Genomic DNA, 18,104 nt, shown 5'->3' on the forward strand with positions numbered 1-18,104 from the left:
ATTTCGCACTTTTACTCGTAAATTCATGCTACACTCTTGATTCCGCGCTGTTTACTCGGGGTTCGGCTTGTTTACTCGTGAATTTCGCACTTTTACTCGTAAATTCATGCTACACTCTTGATTCCGCGCTGTTTACTCGGGGTTCGGCTTGTTTACTCCTGAATTTCGCACTTTTACTCGTGAGTTTCGCACATTTACTCGTGAGTTTCGCACATTTACTCGTGAGTTTGGACTATTTACTCGTGAGTTTCGCACGTTTACTCGTGAATTCATGCTACACTCTTGATTTCGCGCTGTTTATTCGTGGGTTCGGCTATTTACTCGTGAGTTTCGCACTTTTACTCGTGAATTCCGCACTTTTACTCGTGAATTCATGCTACACTCTTGATTTCGCGCTGTTTATTCGTGGGTTCGGCTTGTTTACGTGAGTTTCGCACGTTTACTCGTGAGTTTCGCACTTTTACTCGTGAGTTTGGACTGTTTACTCGTGAATTTCGCACGTTTACTCGTGAATTCCGCACGTTTACTCGTGAATTCCGCACATTTACTCGTGAATTCATGCTACACTCCTGATTTCGCGCTGTTTATTCGTGGGTTCGGCTTGTTTACTCGTGAGTTTCGCACGTTTACTCGTGAGTTTCGCACATTTACTCGTGAGTTTGGACTATTTACTCGTGAGTTTCGCACGTTTACTCGTGAGTTTGGACTATTTACTCGTGAGTTTCGCACGTTTACTCGTGAATTCATGCTACACTCTTGATTTCGCGCTGTTTACTAGTGGGTTACTCCAGTCACGCAAAAAGAGGACCTAATTTGGCCCTTTTTTGTCTATTCCTTTATGTTTCCGATAATTGGCGCAGGAGAGCTTCATACATTCCCCCTGGACATGCGGACCATATTTTTCGCGAAAGGCCTCGAGGCAATAGCATTTATCTTCTTCCTTTTTGGTTCCATCCATCGGTGCATCCCTCCTAGAATTCAACCGGAGACTACGCGCTTTTCCAGTCTTACGTTGATTCGTCCCAACAGTACGGCACCGATTGACTGAATGACTGTTTTAACGATGATTTGGCCGATAATCGCAGCGGGTACGGCTTCCCATGGCAATATATTAGCACCTAGTGGACTTAGGCCAATCACGACAAATATCACCGAATCGAAAAACCCTCCAACGATCCCGCTGTAAAACACCCTCCAACTCATCGGGAGCTTTAACCGGGTATAAATTTCCGTATCCGCTGTTTCTGCCACCACGAACGATAATGCGGAAGCAAATACAATCAATAACGTATCTCCTAATAAAAATGAAACACATGCAGATAAAATAAGTGCGGTAACAATACACATATAGGTTTTCGCACGGCCGAATTTATTCTGGACCAGATCTCGAAAGATGAAGGTTCCTCCGATGAACAATGTACCCATCGGAATGATGAACATGCCCAAATGTAATGGATCAAAAGCTGCTGTAACCACATTCGCCGTGACGATGGATACTAAATAAAATAGAATTCTTAACATTTAATTCATTCTCCTTATACAGAAAAAACAGCACCCTAAGAAAGAGCACTGTTCCCCTTAGTTTTTTTGAGAGGGTAGCTAGAACCTCTTCCGCCGGAGCGGATTATCATTTCATTATTTATCGTAGCTTGAAAACGGTTGGAAATCAAGAAGTTTCCATATGGCCTGATCCTAAAATGTATTCAAGCTTATATCCTTTCAATAATCACCGTTTGATTTCGTTTTGGTCACTGGGAATGGTGCGAATCCACGGATTTCATTTGCAGACTCGATAAGCCAATATCCGCTTTGCCAAAGCTTAACACTTAGCAAATGTTCCTCTGATTTTATGGCTTTTGCCGATTCCTGTCGCAGAAAACTGCTTGACCGGCTGTATATAAAAAGCAGACAATCATTGATAGAGCTATGATACGATTTTGATAGTGCAACCCTTTTTGTTTTTATTTGGCACGGACTTGATAAGGAATGCTAGAAGTATAAACGCGAGGAGGAAAAAGAATAATGAAAAAACCAACGTTTGTCTATCCTATTTATATCGCAACCACACCAGAGAAGCTTTGGGAAGCCCTAACGAGTCGCGAATTTACAAAAAAATACCACTTTGAATGTCAAATCAAGTCATCCTTTCAAGAAGGCGCAACCGTTACATATTTGCTGGAAGATGGACGAATCACTGATCATGGAAATGTACTTAAGTGTGAGCCGCTGCAACTGCTCTCTTTTACATGGAACACGACAGGAGACGAAACACCCCGCGAGGATCCTTCTCGGGTCACTTTTCAACTGCAGCCAATGGATGAATCTACTGTGAAGTTAACACTTACGCATGAAGAGCTACTGGAGACCGATTTCGTATATGGTGACAATACCTTTAAGGGCATAAATAATGGATGGCCAGCTATTCTATGTAACCTGAAGAGCTTGCTTGAAACTGGACGGACCTTGCCGCCAATATATGTAGATCGGGTTAATTAGGTGTTAGTGGGAACTTATTTAAACATATCGAAAGAGAGCTGATATAGTATGGATACTCAAATAACTACGAAATTTAAAATAGGCAAGCCAACTAATGAGGTGTTTGAAGCAATAGTAAACCCCGAAAAAATCGGAAATTTCTGGTTCTCATCGAGTTCTGAAAGATGGGAGCAAGGCAGGACGCTTACATTGAGATATAACGAATACGATGCTGAAGTGGTTATACATGTATTAGAAGTCGAGGAAAATAGGAAAATCGTGTATTCGTGGGGAGGCAACGCCCAAGAAACGGTCGTTACAATTACATTAAAAGAGCTGGATAATACAAGTTCAATTATTGAAGTAAACGAATCAGGTTTGAAGGAAGACGATCCAGAAATAATAAAAAAAATGATAGGACAAAAAGAGGGGTGGGTATATACTTTAACCTGTTTAAAGGGTTATTTAGAAAGTGGTGTAACTAATTTGAGAGCGTCATTAATTTTTTAAGCTGCTGGTTCAGCTGAAAAAAGATCTCCAAAACCGGCAGTTGGGCATGCCGCCTGCCAGAACAATAACACTGACAATATTTAACTATGTTGTACCTGATAAGCCTTTACGATTTAATGGTGTCCGAATATCGATAAAATGCCACCACTTAAAAGAAAGCGGCTTACAAGTCGTCGATAGTCTATATAAATTTACGGGTAATGTTTCCGGGAAAAACTCAAGGATGGATTCCGTGAGTTTTTCACTTTCCGTTTGGTTTGACGCGAAATTCAATCGGAAATCACTTTTAGATACATGCCCTTCGAAGCTTTTTCATAGGCTTCAATTCCCATGTTCTTCACTTTTTCGGATAAACTGGATGCTCTCACCACTTGGGTTCCTTGAATGATGGAAGGATCCATCAGGCGCACTTTATTTTTCCGATGTAAATCATAGTCCAATTGATCTTCTTTCACCTTTACGTTACCATGGATCCTTTTTAACAGATTTTGCACTTCATCGTCTTCAGTGGAGCTTAACAAGGATATGACTTCTTCATCTGTACCAAGTAAGTCATCAAGGCTGATCAGGTTTTTAGCCAAAGCCAATTTTAACGTCTTTGCCAAGATATCATAGCCATATATATTAAGTGGATCCATGAAAAAATCAATAACTTCACTGTAATACGTTTTCACAAACCATTCCGCCGAATCAATATTATCCAGATACATTCTTCCATTTACTATGATTACATGATCAAGAAAGTCGTGAACGGATTCAAGTGTGATATATCCATACTGATGCATATCCCGGAGAGTATAATCCCCCCTATCGGCACATAACCCAGGTGCTGGCTGTTCAAGCATTTCCCATTTTGATTGAACAATAACTTTACAATCATATCCATATTCCTTCAATATAAATGGGATTTCAGATTCCATAATGACATGATCATATATCTTTTCATGATAATCTTCATCCTTACAATCCAGAACGAAATCTATAACATGTGAGAATGCAGTATGGGATACGTCATGCAGCAAGCCCGCGATTTGTTCCTCTAATGAACCGCCAAACGCCTTTATTAACAACATCACACCAATTGAATGGTCAAATCGTGTGACATTCCACTTCTCATTAACTAAATAACTTGCCCCACCCTGATGTATTCCCTGCAATCTTTGGACCGGTTTGCTTTTTATCAGCTCTTCCAGAACTCCCTCTATAATGTGTTCCCCATAGATACTATCCGAAACTAGCAATAACTGCGGCCTCCCCCATTAGTTTACTCATTACAGTTAGGTGATTTCACTGATTTTCTTCTGTAAAAATTACTTCCCCCTTTTTACCTTGCTCATATTACTTTTTTGCCAATTTTTCCAATTCCTTTTCATCATTCAAATCGATATCAGGTAGATTGCCCTCAGCTTCATCCCCAATGAGTATCACTTCATTTGTTATTACTCGATTTGCTGGATACACCATTATAATGTCTTCCATAGGTTTTGTTTTATTATTAAAAGATTTATTGAATAAAAAACAGCTGGTAAATACTACGAATATTGTAGACAAAATAACTAATTTCCTTTTCATCTATTCATCCCTTCCAACGGGCTTGGTTTTCCTCCATTTTACCATAAAAGTATATATTTAGTTAATAGTGAATCCTATGATTTCACCATTTACTATGTTTGACGTTATAGTTAAATTCTAGTTACATTTAATGGTAAACCCTCACTTAAAAACAGCCATTTAGAAAAATGTCTAATATTTGATATTTGTAAATCAGTACGGTATCATTCCATTTAACCAATGGTCAATAAACAAGGGGGGGTGGAATGATGTCGCCAAGGAAATCGGCAGGTAAAGAATTATCCAGGGAAATGGTATTGACTGAAGCTAGAAACCTTTTTGCAACCTTAGGGTATTCGAACGTCTCAATGAGACAATTGGCTAAATCATTGGATTGCAGCCATGGAGCCATCTATTATCACTTTAAAAATAAGGCAGAAATATATTATAGTTTGGTGAAAACGGATTTTTCCGTTTTAAATCATTTAATCGATGATATCACCATGTCGGAAAATGACCCTTCTCAAAAAATCGAAAAGATTTTATTATGCTTCATTGAGTTTGGTTTAACACAACAGAATCATTATTCCATCATGTTTTTATCCAAGGAAAAAGAAATTCAGCAGTTACTTCAATTCGATTCTAATAAAACCTATGAAAAGCTAATCCAATCCTTGACAGAATTAACCGACAACAAACTGAATCCTGCATCCATATGGTCCATTTTCCTTTCCCTTCACGGATTCATAACTTTTTATATCAATTCTGAACTATCCTATCCAGATGTAAAAGGTTTAGCTTATTTTCACGTGAAAAATATCATCAAGAACATTGTTTGATTTTTCACTAAAATTATTGACCAATGGTTAATTAAATTTTGGGAGGTTGGAAAATGGTAAAGAAATTCCTTCATATCGAAGGACTCATGGTCCTTTTAGCGATGATTTACATCTATTCGTTATATGAATTCAGCTGGTGGATTTTCCTTTTATTTATTTTATCGCCTGATGTTTCCATGTTGGCCTATCTAATTGATGATCGAGTTGGAGCAAAGGTTTATAACCTATTTCACACTTATACCCTGTCCATTTTCATGATTTTGCTAGCCATTTTTCTAAAGTCTGATGCGCTTATGATGATCGGGTCAATTTGGACCGCACATATTGGAATGGATCGGTTATTTGGGTATGGCCTTAAATACACATCATCCTTCAAAGCTACACACCTTCAAAAGGTATAGGTAGCTTTCCATATGTAAAAGGCAGTGTGATTACGCATCACACCGCCTTCTGTCTCTGATCTTTACACGCCTCGCTTGTTGCCCCATATATAAGTATGAAGCTGTGGCAGCACTTTCACATCATTCAATTCATCATCGGCTATCACTTTATCAATTAGCTCCTCGTATTTTCTCAAAAGCCCGCTGATCAATTGACGATCATCCGCCGTACTGCTGTCGTCATTGCCGACCTGCAGATAAAAAGGAATATCGGGGTAGCGGCCATGTACATTTTTAGCATATTGATAATCCTCTTCGTTAAAGACGACTACCTTCAATGAGACATGGTTTTCAGGGTTTCGATTGGCAAGGTTCGATATGATTTGGTCGAGCACCGTAAAGTCCGTGTTCATTTTTGAACTCGGCGGCTTAGGAGAAATAGTCAATTCATCAATATCGAGAAACCAATCCTGCCATCTGCTCCCTTGTGTTTCGACACCTATTTTCATTTTATTTTCATGTAGGATCGCTACCAGGCTGTTTAAGTTTTTCAGCAGTGCCGGGTTTCCGCCTGATATCGTCACGAAGGAAAAACCGGCACCCCCAATCCGCTTCAGCTCATCCCATATTTCCTCGGCAGTCATTTGGACGGTATCTTCCTTACCGGTGCCATCCCAAGTAAATGCGGAATCACACCAGGCACATGAATAATCGCAGCCAGCCGTCCGAACGAACATGGTTTTTTGGCCAATGACCATTCCCTCACCTTGGATGGTCGGTCCGAAGATTTCCATAACCGGGAGTTTACTCACTTTCCATCCACTCCCGTCTGGCTTCGGCATAGCTTGTCGGCGTTTCGTATAGTCGAACGAATTCGACCCTAGCACCCTCATATTCCTTTAATGAAAGGGCTTCGGCCATTTTTTCATAAATCCAGACAACCATATTTTCAGCCGTAGTGTTCATGAGCGGCAAGGTTTCATTCAAATAACGATGATCAAGGTGGATTTCAATTTCATTTTTCCATATATCCTTGATGTCCCCGAAATCTATCATCAAACCGCGTGAATCCGTGTACCCGCTCAATCCGAAAATGACCTTATACGTATGGCCATGCAAGTTCTTGCATTTTCCTTCATAGTCATGTAGATGGTGTGCTGCGTCAAAGGTAAATTCCTTACTGACCATGACCCTTTTAGTTGTATATTTCAATTGGCTGCGCTGAATATCTTGATCTATTTTTTGGAGTTTATCTACTATAGTAAAACCGTACATCACGAAAGCACCTTCCGTCTGCTTACATAGTCATCCAATCCTTTTTTCCGCAACTTACATGCCGGACAATCTCCACAGCCGTCTGATATGATTCCGTTATAGCAAGTCAGGGTCTTTTCGCGGACAAAGTCGAACGCGCCAAGCTGATCGGCAAGCTCCCATGTTTCCTCTTTATTAAGCCACATAAGCGGCGTATCAATCACGAATGACTGGTCCATCGACAAGTTCAAGGTCACATTCAACGATTTAATGAATACATCCCGGCAGTCCGGATATCCGCTGAAATCCGTTTCACAGACACCGGTGACAATATGTTTAGCGCCAATCTGACTGGCCAACACTCCGGCAAACGATAGGAACAGTAAATTCCGCCCTGGTACGAACGTCGACGGCAATTCCCCGTCTTCCCCGTCCTCCACTGCAATGTCACTTCTCGTCAAAGCATTCGGTGCCAGTTGGTTCAGCAGCGACATATCAAGGATATGATGGTTCACGCCCAATTCCTTGGCAATCTCTTGAGCGCATTCGATTTCCAAGCTGTGCCGCTGATTATAATCAAACGTCACCGCTTCCACTTCCTCATATCTCTCCATCGCCCAGAACAGGCACGTCGTACTGTCCTGACCTCCGCTAAACACAACCACTGCCTTTTCTTTCTTCTTCATTTCTATAAAACTCCTTTTTACGGAAAAAAACAGCACCCTAAGAAAAGAGCACTGTTTCTCCTTAGTTTTTTTGAGAGGGTAGCTAGAACCTCTTCCGCCATAATGCGGAATATTATATTTTTCCAAGTCAATAGTAACTTGAAAACGAGAAGAAATCAAGATGTTTGGATTATGGAAAATCACACCTAACGGAAAACTTGGTTATCTTCTCATCTGCTTAAATAACCCATTATTTATCCGATAAAAAAGAGTGAATAAAATATCGATAAAGGGGTTCATTAATTTGAAAAGTATTAAAGGAAAGATATTGGCAGCATTTTCACTCATCATATCTTTGTGTATCATCTTAGGAGCATTTAATATTTATAGCAGCAATAAGTCACTTGTACATTCCAAAGATATTATTAGCCAAAAATTGCCGATTCTAATTGATGAAGAACAACTACTCAATAATGTTGCACAAAGAAGCGCACTCGCAAGAGGCTATATTCTATTTGGCGACGAAAGTAATAAAGAGAAGTTCTTAAAATATACCGAAGAAAGCAAAGTCATTCAGGAGGATCTTTTAGCCTTAAGTGATTCTGAAAAAACGAAGGAATTGATTGAGAAAAGCGTGGATTGGAGAACGATTATTATAGACCGCGTATTTACACAATATGATCAAGGAAATGAAGAACGTGCTATAGAAATACTAAAGGATGAAGTTGCACCAATAAGCAATGAATTGATGGATGGGTTTAGAGAGCTGGCTTCCGAACGCGAAAAAACGATTGTCTCTTCAGGTGAAACCGTCATCGCAAGCGGGAAATCGGTTAAGACTACAAGTATCATCATATCCATTGCGGCAGTCCTTATCGGCCTTGTGCTTGCACTTGTGACTGCAAACCTCATTACCACCCCCCTCCTTAAAGTCAGGGACAGGATGAAAATGGTTGCTGACGGAAAACTGAATCATGAGCCCCTGGAGCAAAAGTCAAATGATGAAATGGGTGAATTAACGGTATCCGCCAACCAAATGCAGAAAAACCTTCGTGATACGATTGAAAAAATGCTGGTTGTATCCGAATCCGTTTCCAACCAAAGCGAGGATCTGACTCAATCAGCAAATGAAGTGCAACAGGGCAGCAAACAGATTGCGACTACCATGTACGAACTTTCGGAAGGCTCGGACTCACAAGCCAACCGGGCAGCTGAAATGGTCCGCATGATGGATGATTTCACCGGCAAGATCGAGCAGGCCCATCTTGAAGGAATGGAGGTATCTCAAAGTCCGACCGAGATCCTATCCTTGACCAAGGAGGGCACCACTTTAATGCGCAGTTCGGTCCAACAAATGCAAATGATTGACGGAATTGTCAAAAATGCCGTCGGGCAAGTGAAAAGGCTCGATTCTCAATCACAGGAAATCTCACAGCTTGTGCAGGTCATCAAAGATATATCCAATCAAACCAACCTATTGGCGCTGAATGCAGCCATAGAAGCTGCACGCGCTGGTGAACATGGCAAGGGCTTCGCCGTCGTCGCAGCTAAAGTGCGGAAACTCGCTGAAGGGGTCACACAATCCGTTGGGGATATCACCGATATTGTCACCGCTATTCAAACAGATTCAAAAACGGTCGTCCACTCCCTGGAAGATGGTTATACACAGGTGGATGAAGGCACGAAACAGATTACGCTCACCGGCCAAACCTTTGAAACAATCAATCACTCTGTCGGGAATATGGGAATGAAAATACAGCATATTACAGCTGAATTGAACTATATCTCCAAAAATAGTAAAGAAATCAATCAGGCCATCGAAGATATCGCAGCCGTTACTGCAGAGTCCGCGGCAGGAATCGAACAAGTTTCTGCCTCCGCTCAACAATCCAGCTCTTCGATGGATGAAGTCACGAATCATGCATGTGAACTCGCATCTTCCGCTGAACTGCTAACCGAACAGGTCAAGAAATTCCAATTATGATACTAGAAAATTTCCCGTCACTTGAACGCGGGAAATTTTCTTTTTCTCCCCTTCATGGTGATTGTTTCGTTTTCGTGTATTTGGGGTATAAAAGACTATACGCATTAATAATCATGAAAAGTTAATCATCATGAAAAGAAAAATCTATCAAAAGGGTTGGAAGTGAATATTTTCTTTTGTTTTCAGAATATTTAGTGTATAATGAATTTATTAGGAATATTCTTACTGAAATACTTCTCACTTCCAATACCCACACTTACTGGAAATCACCAGTACAAGAACTCACTTGATCCAGCATTTCATTTCAACCCAATGCACGGGCCCTTATACTCAGTAAGGCTCATTGCACGCTTTCTTGCAAACCAAACAATTCACAACTTTTTTCACACAAAAAGCATAAATTTCACTCCAAAATTGTAAAAAAAGGTTAAATTTCACCAATAATGTGTTACTATTAAACCAAGACCTTTTAACCCCAAAAGGAGGAATTCATATGAAACGTTTTTTCAAATTCATAGCAGATTTTAACGAAAGAAAAGCACTAGATCGGAAAAACAACAAATTCTTTCGCAAAGAATACGAAAATTATATGAAGATGAATTCTGAAAATCAAGGTAGGAGGAGATTAGCTCCTAGACTTTATGTGATTGAAGGCGGTAAAAAAGGCCCCAACATTGAAATTTCTGACAGAAAAAAATCCAGTTAACCTGATTCCTTCAAAAAATAAGCTACTTATGTTGTAGTTTATACCCTACAAACGTCACATTCTCCATGATAAACGGAGATTCATTACCCATATCATTCTTTTAAAATATAAAAGCCGAAAGCTCAGATATACTTCTGAGCTTTTTTTATTTTTCTTTTTTCTATTAACACTATATTAATAGAAGTAACTAGGTATTTTTTAAATAAATTGGATTAACCTTAGTTTATTTCATGTTTTAGGTAAAAGTCACAATATAGGCCCACGGGTATTTTTCTAGAAAAAAACCCAAAACTTACAAAAAAAGAGATGTGTTCTTTTACTCATCTTTGGCCATATTCAAAAAAGTCCGACTACATGTGTCTATAGATGCACTATCTTACATTGAATGACAAATACGTAAATATTGTAACGTTTAGGTCAAATTAATGGGTATAAACAATCAATAAATTGTAATAAACCTCACTTTTAATAACAATTTATTATACAAATACAGCCATTAAGAATCGGGTTCAAATGCCTATAAAACTATTTTAATTGTATTCATAATGGCCATATATTAAACTTTCCATATTTTAGTGTAAATAAATCAAGGTTTTACTCGACTTTCAGCCATATCTTTGGACTCATAAAACATTTTATTCCATTAGATACTATTACACTCCTATATACATTTTTTGCAAAAAGCTGACTACAGTTATATTACGATAGAATAATTGGCTCTTGCCTATTAAGTTTAAAATCATGTAGTGTGTATTCAGTAAATCAAATATTTAAAAAAAGAGAGGTTAAAAAATGGCACCAATATTTATTTGTGCGATCTTTTTACTTGGCTATGGCATCTTCGAACAAAGACGCCATCAGAAGCGTCTCGATTCCATTCCGGTACGTGTGAATGTAAACGGTATTCGAGGCAAATCGACTGTAACACGTCTAATAACAGGTGTGATCCAGGAAGCTAAGTACAAAACAGTAGGTAAAACAACCGGAACATCAGCTAGAATGATCTACTGGTTTACCGACAAAGAAAAACCGATTAAACGCCGCCCAGAGGGACCGAACATTGGAGAACAACGGCGTGTAGTTAAAGAAGTAGCAGATTTAGGAACGGAAGCACTTGTTTGTGAATGTATGGCCGTACAGCCTGACTATCAATTAATCTTCCAAAATAAAATGATCCAAGCAAACATTGGGGTCATCGTGAATGTATTAGAAGACCATATGGATGTCATGGGACCGACAATGGATGAGGTTGCAGAAGCCTTTACAGCTACAATCCCTTATAATGGTCACTTGATTACCATTGAAAGTGAATATTTGGACTTCTTCAAGAAAATTGCCAAAGAACGCAACTCAAAAGTGATCGTTGCAGATAATTCAAGAATCTCTGAAGACTTCTTGCGCGAATTCGATTATATGGTATTTCCGGATAACGCATCACTGGCTTTGGCTGTTGCAGAAGCTTTAGGCATTGATGAAAAAACAGCTTTTCGCGGTATGTTAAATGCGCATCCAGATCCAGGGGCCATGCGGATCACTAGATTTGGAGATCCAGTCAAGCCAACTTTCTTTGTCAATGGCTTTGCTGCAAACGACGCGGCATCGACGCTGAACATCTGGGATCGTGTCAAAACGTTCGGATACAGCACAGAACCTCCTATCGTCATCATGAACTGCCGTGCTGACCGTGTGGACCGTACAGAGCAGTTTGCAAGAGATGTATTGCCTTACATTAAATCTGAAATCGTCATTGCCATTGGTGAAACTACATCACCAATAACAAAGGTATTCGAGCAAGGTAATTTGGATACAAAAGAATATTGGGATTTGGAAAACTGGTCAACTGAAGAAATCGTGGCCCGTCTCCGCCCATTGATGAAAAATCGCATCGTCTACGGTGTCGGGAATATTCACGGCGCAGCGGAACCATTAATTGAAGCATTCATGAAATCTAAAACAAAGCAGAAAGCAAGTTAAGTAGGAGGAACCTTAATGTTTGGATCGGATTTATATGTAGCACTAGTACTGGGAGTAACGCTTAGCCTTATATTTTCAGAAAAAACGGGTGTCGTACCCGCAGGACTTATTGTGCCAGGTTATTTGGCATTAGTATTTGATCAATGGGAAATCATGCTGGTCATCTTGGTCATTAGTGTAGTAACTTATTTAATCGTCACTCACGGCCTTTCAAGATGGGTGATTTTATATGGAAGAAGAAAATTCGCAGCCATGATGGTGACCGGGATTTGCCTGAAACTCCTATTGGACATGGTCTACCCCGTCATGCCATTTGAAATATTCGAGTTTCGGGGAATCGGTATAATCGTACCCGGATTGATAGCGAATACCATTCAAAGACAAGGAATGCCATTGACACTTGGCAGCACGCTTTTATTATCCGGCTTAACTTTCGGTTTAATGAACGTGTACTACCTATTCTGAGGTGCAAAAAATGAAACGGACTTTAAATGCAAAAGAAAAAACACTTATCTTTATTAAACGTACGAAGAAACAGAATCTTAAATACACTGGAATTATACTACCTATATTACTAATCGCTTTAGTCATTACCACTTGGATGGGACGGGCTGAAGAAGTGAAAACACCTGCTTCAAAAACTGATCAACCATTGACGATGACAATGGTCGGTGATGTGATGATGGGACGTTATGTTCAAGAAGTGACGGATAAGCACGGGTATGATTACCTCTTCCGTTATATGAAACCCTATTTTGCCGATTCAGACTATGTCAGTGGGAATTATGAACATCCTGTTTTAAAAGAAGAGGCATCCAACTACAAGGAAGCAGACACGGCCATCAGGTTAAACTCCAACAATAGTGGTGTGAAAGCCGTTAAAGATGCTGGCTTCTCTGTGATGAATTTGGCCAATAACCATATGATGGACTTCGAAGAACGAGGACTGCTTGACACGATTGATGAATTCAAAACTGCGGATATGAACTATGTCGGTGTTGGATCGAACACCACCGAAGCTAAAAATAGCATCAACTATGCGGATGTTAATGGCGTCCGTGTCGCAACACTTGGCTTTACAGATGTTTACGGTAAGGATGCCGTTCCAAAAAATAATAAAGCCGGGATATTGAACACCAACCCTGATTTATTATTTGAAATGATTGGAAAAGCAAAAGATGCCAAGCAAGGCAACGCAGACTTGGTTGTGGTGAATGTTCACTGGGGAATAGAGTATTCAACATCTACAACCGATCGCCAAAAAGAATTGGCTAAAGCAATAATCGATGCGGGAGCTGATATCATCATCGGTCATCACCCCCATGTGCTTCAATCGTTTGATGTTTATAAAGATGGAATCATTTTCTATAGCTTAGGAAACTTCATATTCGATCAAGGCTGGACACGCACAAAGGATTCAGCAATGGTTCAATACCATTTAGCGGAAGACGGAAAAGCTACGGTCGATGTCGTTCCACTGCAAATTGAAGAAGCAACACCAAGGCCAGCTACCTCTTCAATCGACAAATCACGTGTTTACCGTCAGTTGACGAAGGAAACGAGTGAAAAAGCCCAATGGTCGAAAAAAGAGGATAACATCGAGATTACATTGGATCACAAGAAAGTAATCGACCATAAAGTTCAACGTGAGCAAGAAGAAAAAGCAGCGAAAGAAAAGAAAGCTGTACAAGAAGAAAAAGCAGCAAAAGAAAAGAAAGCTGCACAAGAGAAACAAGAAGTAAAAGCTACACCACAGAACATACAACCCATTCAGTAAGGAACGATTGGATACTATGTGAAAAGTGAAACAACTTGGAAGCTCAACGAACAGGGGGAATAATCGATGATTAATCGTATGACGGGAAAAGTATTCATTTCCCTTTGCATGCTCATATATTTAGCTGGATGTTCGAAGACACCCCCTATTTCTGACACGAATGATCCGATAAAGAGTAAAACGGAACAATCATATGGGGTCAGTTCTTCAAACCCAATCGCAATAGATGTCGGGATGGATATATTGGATAACGGCGGAACAGCGGCGGATGCCGCAATTGCGGTATCCTATGTATTAGGTGTAGTCGAACCTTTTGGATCTGGCGTGGGTGGCGGCGGCGGTATGCTGATTACCCCTGGATCCGGAGACCCCAATTTTATCGATTATCGTGAATCTTCTCCGGAAGACCCAAGTTCAAGACACAATGCGGGGATTCCTGGCTTAGTGGCCGGCATGCAGGTTATAAGCGATAAGTATGGGAGCGTACCAATGGCAGATCTTCTTCAGCCGGCGATAGATTTGGCTGAAGGAGGTTTTAAAGTGGACGCAACGTTATCATCACGCTTAGAAGCAGCTCAGCCAAGGGTCTATTCCGATAACACTTCACTTTTTTATCCTGATGGTGATGCCATTGAACCAGGCAAAACCCTCATCCAAAAAAGACTTGCTGAAACATTGAAGAAGATTCAACAGGAAGGTCCTGATGGTTTTTATAAAGGGAAAATTGCACGGGATATTAAAAGAAAAACAGACATCGACTTGATGGATTTAAAGCGCTATGAGGTGAAAGAACGTACCCCGGTCCAAGGAACATTTGCCGGTTATGACGTTTTTACAGCCCCTCCTCCCTTTTCAGGGATTACAGTTCTTGAAATGTTAAAGCTCGCCGAGGAAACCAACCTGGGCGAGTCTTCAAGCAAATCAGATTATATGAAAATCCTGGGTGGCATCACAAATACTGCTTATCAAGATCGATCAGCACATACTGGTGATGGAATAAGTCACTCTAAGGCTGAACAATTGCTCTCACCCATTCACTTGAATAATCTTAAAAATAAGATCAATAGTGGAAGTTGGAAAAATGAGGAAGCGCTTGGTTCCGAAGAACATGAAAGCACGACACATTTTGTGATCATGGACAAATATGGCACTGTCGTTTCCACAACAAATACACTCAGTAACTTTTTCGGATCTGGTGACTATACGAATGGCTTTTTCCTTAACGATCAATTGAAAAATTTCCGGTCCGGCCTGAATTCTCAAGAGGCATATAAACGGTCAAGAACTTTCACCGCACCAACCATTCTCAAGAAACCAGGGAAGGAATCGATTGGGATCGGCTCACCCGGCGGTGATAGGATTCCTCAAGTATTGATGCAGGTCCTTTATTCATATACAGAGAATGAAGGCTCATTTCAGGATATCATCGACCGTAATCGGTTCGTCTTTGATGGAAAGAAAATTTATACGGAATCCAGGCTTTCGAATGAAATAATATCCGACTTGGAAAATTCAGGATACGAAGTCATTCAGAAGATTTCACCCATGTATTATGGCGGGGTTCAAGTACTCGTTAAAAACGAGAAAGACGGACGACTATCCGGAGCTGGAGATAAAAGAAGACATGGAAGCTGGAAAGCGCGGCAATAAAAATGCTTATCCAGCTTCTCCTTTCAAATACCATATGAATTTTAGTAATGCATAAGGGGACTTAGAATATGAATATCGTAAAAAAAATAGCAAGCTGGGTTATACCTGTAGTTCTTATAGCAGCCCTGCTTGTGACCAGTAATATGTTCAAACGCACGGAAACTTTAACACCCGATGAGCAAAAGAAAATAGAACAATATACGACTATCGAAAAATAAAAAAAGCTGGGGCATCCCCGCTTTTTTTTTATTTTTGCTTTCAACGGGTATAGAATATAAATAGGCTACAGATACGGGAGGATAACCATGAAAAGCTATACTGATTTTGCTGAACTGCAGCAAAATGAACACGAATACCTCGATTACCGCATCATCGTTCATCATAGGATACCTGATATTGCAGTCTTAGCCATACATGGCGGGAATATCGAACCAGGCACTAGCGAGATTGCTGCCGCCCTTGGAGAAAGGCTTTGTGCAAGCACATATCTATTCGAAGGTCTTAAACCAAGAGGGAACCAGGTTCTTCATATAACATCCAACTTATTCAATGAACCGATCGGCGTTTCAATGGCAGCGAACGCACAGACCATCCTTTCCATCCATGGCCACTACGACGTTCATAACGCGCTGGTGTACATTGGAGGACGGAATGAACCCTATAAGAACTTGATTCAACATTCACTCAATGAAGCTGGATTTCAAACTGAAGACGCACCGCAGCACCTTTCAGGCATGAATGGAAACAACATTACCAACACATCCAAAGCGGGTGCAGGCGTGCAATTGGAGCTTTCCACGAAGCTTAGAAAAAGCTTATTCAAAGGTAATGACTTTACTAGTAAAAACAGGGTAAATCCGTTGGATCTTTTTAATCGGTTCGTTCGTGCCCTTGAAAAAGCGACTCTGGAATATAAACAGTTTGAATGATCTTCCCTATCGTCTTTTTTTAAGAGGCTACCAGAAACACTCAAGCAGACTTCCTATTCTTCTTAGTCCATGAGGCTTTCAGCTTGACCGAAGCTTTCAAAACTCTCGGCAAAATAACTTGACGAAAGGTTGGAGATATGAACTCCTGCGTTTTCCGTTGCATTGAGAAAACGGCCATCCCCTAGATAAATACCTGCATGGGTCACACCCACCCTTGTTCCTGTGTTGCTGAAAAATACTAAATCCCCTGCTTTTGGATTTTCGATTTTGGGTACCAATGAGAAGTAATCCGCTGAGGAACCCCGTTGTACTGAAAGGCCCTGCTCCTTCATGACCCAATAAATGAAGCCGCTGCAATCCATTCCGGTCATCGGATCTTCTCCCCCAAAAACATAGGTGAATCCGCGTAAAGTGTATGCATACTTGATGACATCATATGCTTTATCATATGCAGCTTCTTGGTTTACATAAAACGGATACAACGGGTTGCTGTATATTTGTAGATACTGTCCTTGCATCAACTCATCAGTCGGTAAAGCGTTACGATCTTTAATCGTACTCATGGAAATGCTGTAATGTTTCGATATGCTTTTAAGCGTTTCACCCCTTTGGACGATATGCTCTCCTTTAGGCGAGTATGTTTTGTACGCCACTTGGTATTTTGCAAAGTAATCTTCTGTAGTGGATCTAACCTGAACCGTTTCTGCACCATATCCAGAATTGACAAATTGGTTTTCGCCGAGATAAATACCTGCAGTCACAACCTTTAAGCTGTCTTTTTCCAGGAAGAATATAATATCTCCAGTTTTCGGAGTGGTGGTATCCATCCCTTGCTTATAAAAGCCATCTACTGTCAAACGGTCGATCGGCACACTTTGCCGGGAAAGCACCCAATGAATCAGTCCGCTGGAATCAAACCCTTTTTCAGGCGTCTCTTCTCCTGCTGTCTTTTTAAACCCTACAAAGGTTTTCGCATAGTTCGCAATTTGTTTTCCTCTCTCCGACCATTGATAAATGGAAGGAGTATAAGCAGTTTGAATGATCGTCAACTTTTGGCCCACATATAACTGATCATCCGGTAAACCATTCGTTTTCATTAATTGCTCCTTCGATATATCATAAGTCTTGGCAATCGATTCCACCGTTTCATTAGAAATTACAGTATGCACATGATCTGCCGCCTCGACCTTTAAACCAGGTAAAAAAGTGAAACTAACCATGAATACCAATAAAATTACCATATAGCTTAATTTTCCTTTAAACATTTTAACCCTTCCTTTATCCGCTTAAATATTTTAAAATTCACTATTTTCCAAAAACAGTGCAACATTTTCGAATCTTTAGACCTACTTTTAACCAATATGAATATACCTTTATACTCATCGCAATAGTATTATCGGTGAACAACAT

General features: G+C 40.3%; 20 protein-coding genes and 2 riboswitches. Of the genes, 12 read left to right on the forward strand and 8 right to left on the reverse strand.

The genetic code is table 11. The features are described 5' to 3' along the window. Window positions 1–808: 808 nt before the first annotated feature. Window positions 809–958, reverse strand: coding sequence for a hypothetical protein (locus ACFX4L_RS09315; RefSeq protein ID WP_155726451.1), 150 nt, complete (start codon window positions 956–958; stop codon window positions 809–811). Window positions 959–978: 20 nt separating this feature from the next. Beyond that, the gene (locus tag ACFX4L_RS09320; protein ID WP_284469964.1) at window positions 979–1,521 is read right to left on the reverse strand and encodes a VUT family protein; all 543 of its coding nucleotides are present in this window, start codon (window positions 1,519–1,521) and stop codon (window positions 979–981) included. A gap of 51 nt (window positions 1,522–1,572) precedes the next feature. Next, window positions 1,573–1,615: riboswitch (PreQ1 riboswitch) on the reverse strand. Between the two features lie 407 nt (window positions 1,616–2,022). On the opposite strand from ACFX4L_RS09320, the gene ACFX4L_RS09325 reads away from it, so the two are divergent. Further along, entirely contained in the window at window positions 2,023–2,496 is a 474-nt protein-coding gene (locus ACFX4L_RS09325) for an SRPBCC family protein (protein WP_377382326.1), read from the forward strand. Between the two features lie 48 nt (window positions 2,497–2,544). Next, window positions 2,545–2,985, forward strand: coding sequence for an SRPBCC family protein (locus ACFX4L_RS09330; protein WP_377382323.1), 441 nt, complete (start codon window positions 2,545–2,547; stop codon window positions 2,983–2,985). Window positions 2,986–3,254: 269 nt separating this feature from the next. On the opposite strand, the gene ACFX4L_RS09335 is transcribed toward ACFX4L_RS09330, so the two are convergent. Then, window positions 3,255–4,226, reverse strand: coding sequence for an HD domain-containing protein (locus ACFX4L_RS09335; protein ID WP_377382320.1), 972 nt, complete (start codon window positions 4,224–4,226; stop codon window positions 3,255–3,257). A gap of 97 nt (window positions 4,227–4,323) precedes the next feature. Further along, entirely contained in the window at window positions 4,324–4,557 is a 234-nt protein-coding gene (locus tag ACFX4L_RS09340) for a hypothetical protein (protein WP_377404841.1), read from the reverse strand. 245 nt (window positions 4,558–4,802) lie between these two features. On the opposite strand from ACFX4L_RS09340, the gene ACFX4L_RS09345 reads away from it, so the two are divergent. Both ACFX4L_RS09345 and ACFX4L_RS09350 read left to right on the forward strand, forming a co-directional pair. Next, a complete protein-coding gene (locus ACFX4L_RS09345; protein ID WP_125160249.1) occupies window positions 4,803–5,375 on the forward strand; it encodes a TetR/AcrR family transcriptional regulator in 573 nt (190 codons plus the stop codon). Window positions 5,376–5,428: 53 nt separating this feature from the next. After that, on the forward strand, window positions 5,429–5,776 hold the full coding sequence (locus tag ACFX4L_RS09350; RefSeq protein WP_061464484.1) for a DUF4260 domain-containing protein: 348 nt from the start codon (window positions 5,429–5,431) through the stop codon (window positions 5,774–5,776). A 62-nt stretch (window positions 5,777–5,838) separates the two neighbouring features. Here ACFX4L_RS09350 and queE read toward each other — a convergent pair whose 3' ends face one another. The 3 genes from queE to queC are packed head-to-tail and all read right to left on the reverse strand — an operon-like array spanning window position 5,839 to window position 7,695. Further along, on the reverse strand, window positions 5,839–6,567 hold the full coding sequence (gene queE, locus ACFX4L_RS09355) for a 7-carboxy-7-deazaguanine synthase QueE (protein WP_061464485.1): 729 nt from the start codon (window positions 6,565–6,567) through the stop codon (window positions 5,839–5,841). Continuing rightward, a complete protein-coding gene (queD, locus tag ACFX4L_RS09360; protein ID WP_061464486.1) occupies window positions 6,560–7,030 on the reverse strand; it encodes a 6-carboxytetrahydropterin synthase QueD in 471 nt (156 codons plus the stop codon). The genes queE and queD overlap by 8 nt, the downstream gene beginning before the upstream one ends. Then, a complete protein-coding gene (gene queC, locus ACFX4L_RS09365; RefSeq protein WP_061464487.1) occupies window positions 7,030–7,695 on the reverse strand; it encodes a 7-cyano-7-deazaguanine synthase QueC in 666 nt (221 codons plus the stop codon). The genes queD and queC overlap by 1 nt, the downstream gene beginning before the upstream one ends. A gap of 55 nt (window positions 7,696–7,750) precedes the next feature. Beyond that, window positions 7,751–7,793, reverse strand: a riboswitch (PreQ1 riboswitch). A gap of 185 nt (window positions 7,794–7,978) precedes the next feature. Here queC and ACFX4L_RS09370 point away from each other — a divergent pair. From ACFX4L_RS09370 to ACFX4L_RS09405, 8 genes are all read left to right on the forward strand, one after another. Further along, window positions 7,979–9,658, forward strand: a complete 1,680-nt coding sequence (locus tag ACFX4L_RS09370; protein ID WP_377404844.1) for a methyl-accepting chemotaxis protein — start codon at window positions 7,979–7,981, stop codon at window positions 9,656–9,658. A gap of 493 nt (window positions 9,659–10,151) precedes the next feature. Next, window positions 10,152–10,364: a hypothetical protein gene (locus ACFX4L_RS09375; RefSeq protein WP_061464489.1), complete on the forward strand. Its 213-nt coding sequence runs from the start codon at window positions 10,152–10,154 to the stop codon at window positions 10,362–10,364. 792 nt (window positions 10,365–11,156) lie between these two features. Next, window positions 11,157–12,338, forward strand: a complete 1,182-nt coding sequence (gene pgsB / locus ACFX4L_RS09380) for a poly-gamma-glutamate synthase PgsB (RefSeq protein ID WP_061464490.1) — start codon at window positions 11,157–11,159, stop codon at window positions 12,336–12,338. A 15-nt stretch (window positions 12,339–12,353) separates the two neighbouring features. Then, window positions 12,354–12,803, forward strand: a complete 450-nt coding sequence (pgsC, locus tag ACFX4L_RS09385; protein ID WP_061464491.1) for a poly-gamma-glutamate biosynthesis protein PgsC — start codon at window positions 12,354–12,356, stop codon at window positions 12,801–12,803. Window positions 12,804–12,813: 10 nt separating this feature from the next. Then, complete coding sequence (locus tag ACFX4L_RS09390) at window positions 12,814–14,115, forward strand: CapA family protein (RefSeq protein ID WP_377382304.1); 1,302 nt, start codon at window positions 12,814–12,816, stop codon at window positions 14,113–14,115. Window positions 14,116–14,181: 66 nt separating this feature from the next. Beyond that, window positions 14,182–15,765: a gamma-glutamyltransferase family protein gene (locus ACFX4L_RS09395; RefSeq protein WP_377404847.1), complete on the forward strand. Its 1,584-nt coding sequence runs from the start codon at window positions 14,182–14,184 to the stop codon at window positions 15,763–15,765. 68 nt (window positions 15,766–15,833) lie between these two features. Beyond that, the gene (locus ACFX4L_RS09400) at window positions 15,834–15,983 is read left to right on the forward strand and encodes a CapE family protein (protein ID WP_377382301.1); all 150 of its coding nucleotides are present in this window, start codon (window positions 15,834–15,836) and stop codon (window positions 15,981–15,983) included. An 87-nt stretch (window positions 15,984–16,070) separates the two neighbouring features. Further along, complete coding sequence (locus ACFX4L_RS09405; RefSeq protein ID WP_377382298.1) at window positions 16,071–16,694, forward strand: poly-gamma-glutamate hydrolase family protein; 624 nt, start codon at window positions 16,071–16,073, stop codon at window positions 16,692–16,694. Window positions 16,695–16,756: 62 nt separating this feature from the next. Here the strand turns inward: ACFX4L_RS09405 and ACFX4L_RS09410 are convergent, their stop codons facing one another. Further along, complete coding sequence (locus ACFX4L_RS09410; protein ID WP_377382296.1) at window positions 16,757–17,959, reverse strand: C40 family peptidase; 1,203 nt, start codon at window positions 17,957–17,959, stop codon at window positions 16,757–16,759. Between the last annotated feature and the right edge of the window lie 145 nt (window positions 17,960–18,104).

Origin of the sequence: Peribacillus sp. YIM B13482 (assembly GCF_042787975.1) — a bacterium.
Lineage (GTDB): Bacteria > Bacillota > Bacilli > Bacillales > DSM-1321 > Peribacillus > Peribacillus simplex_A.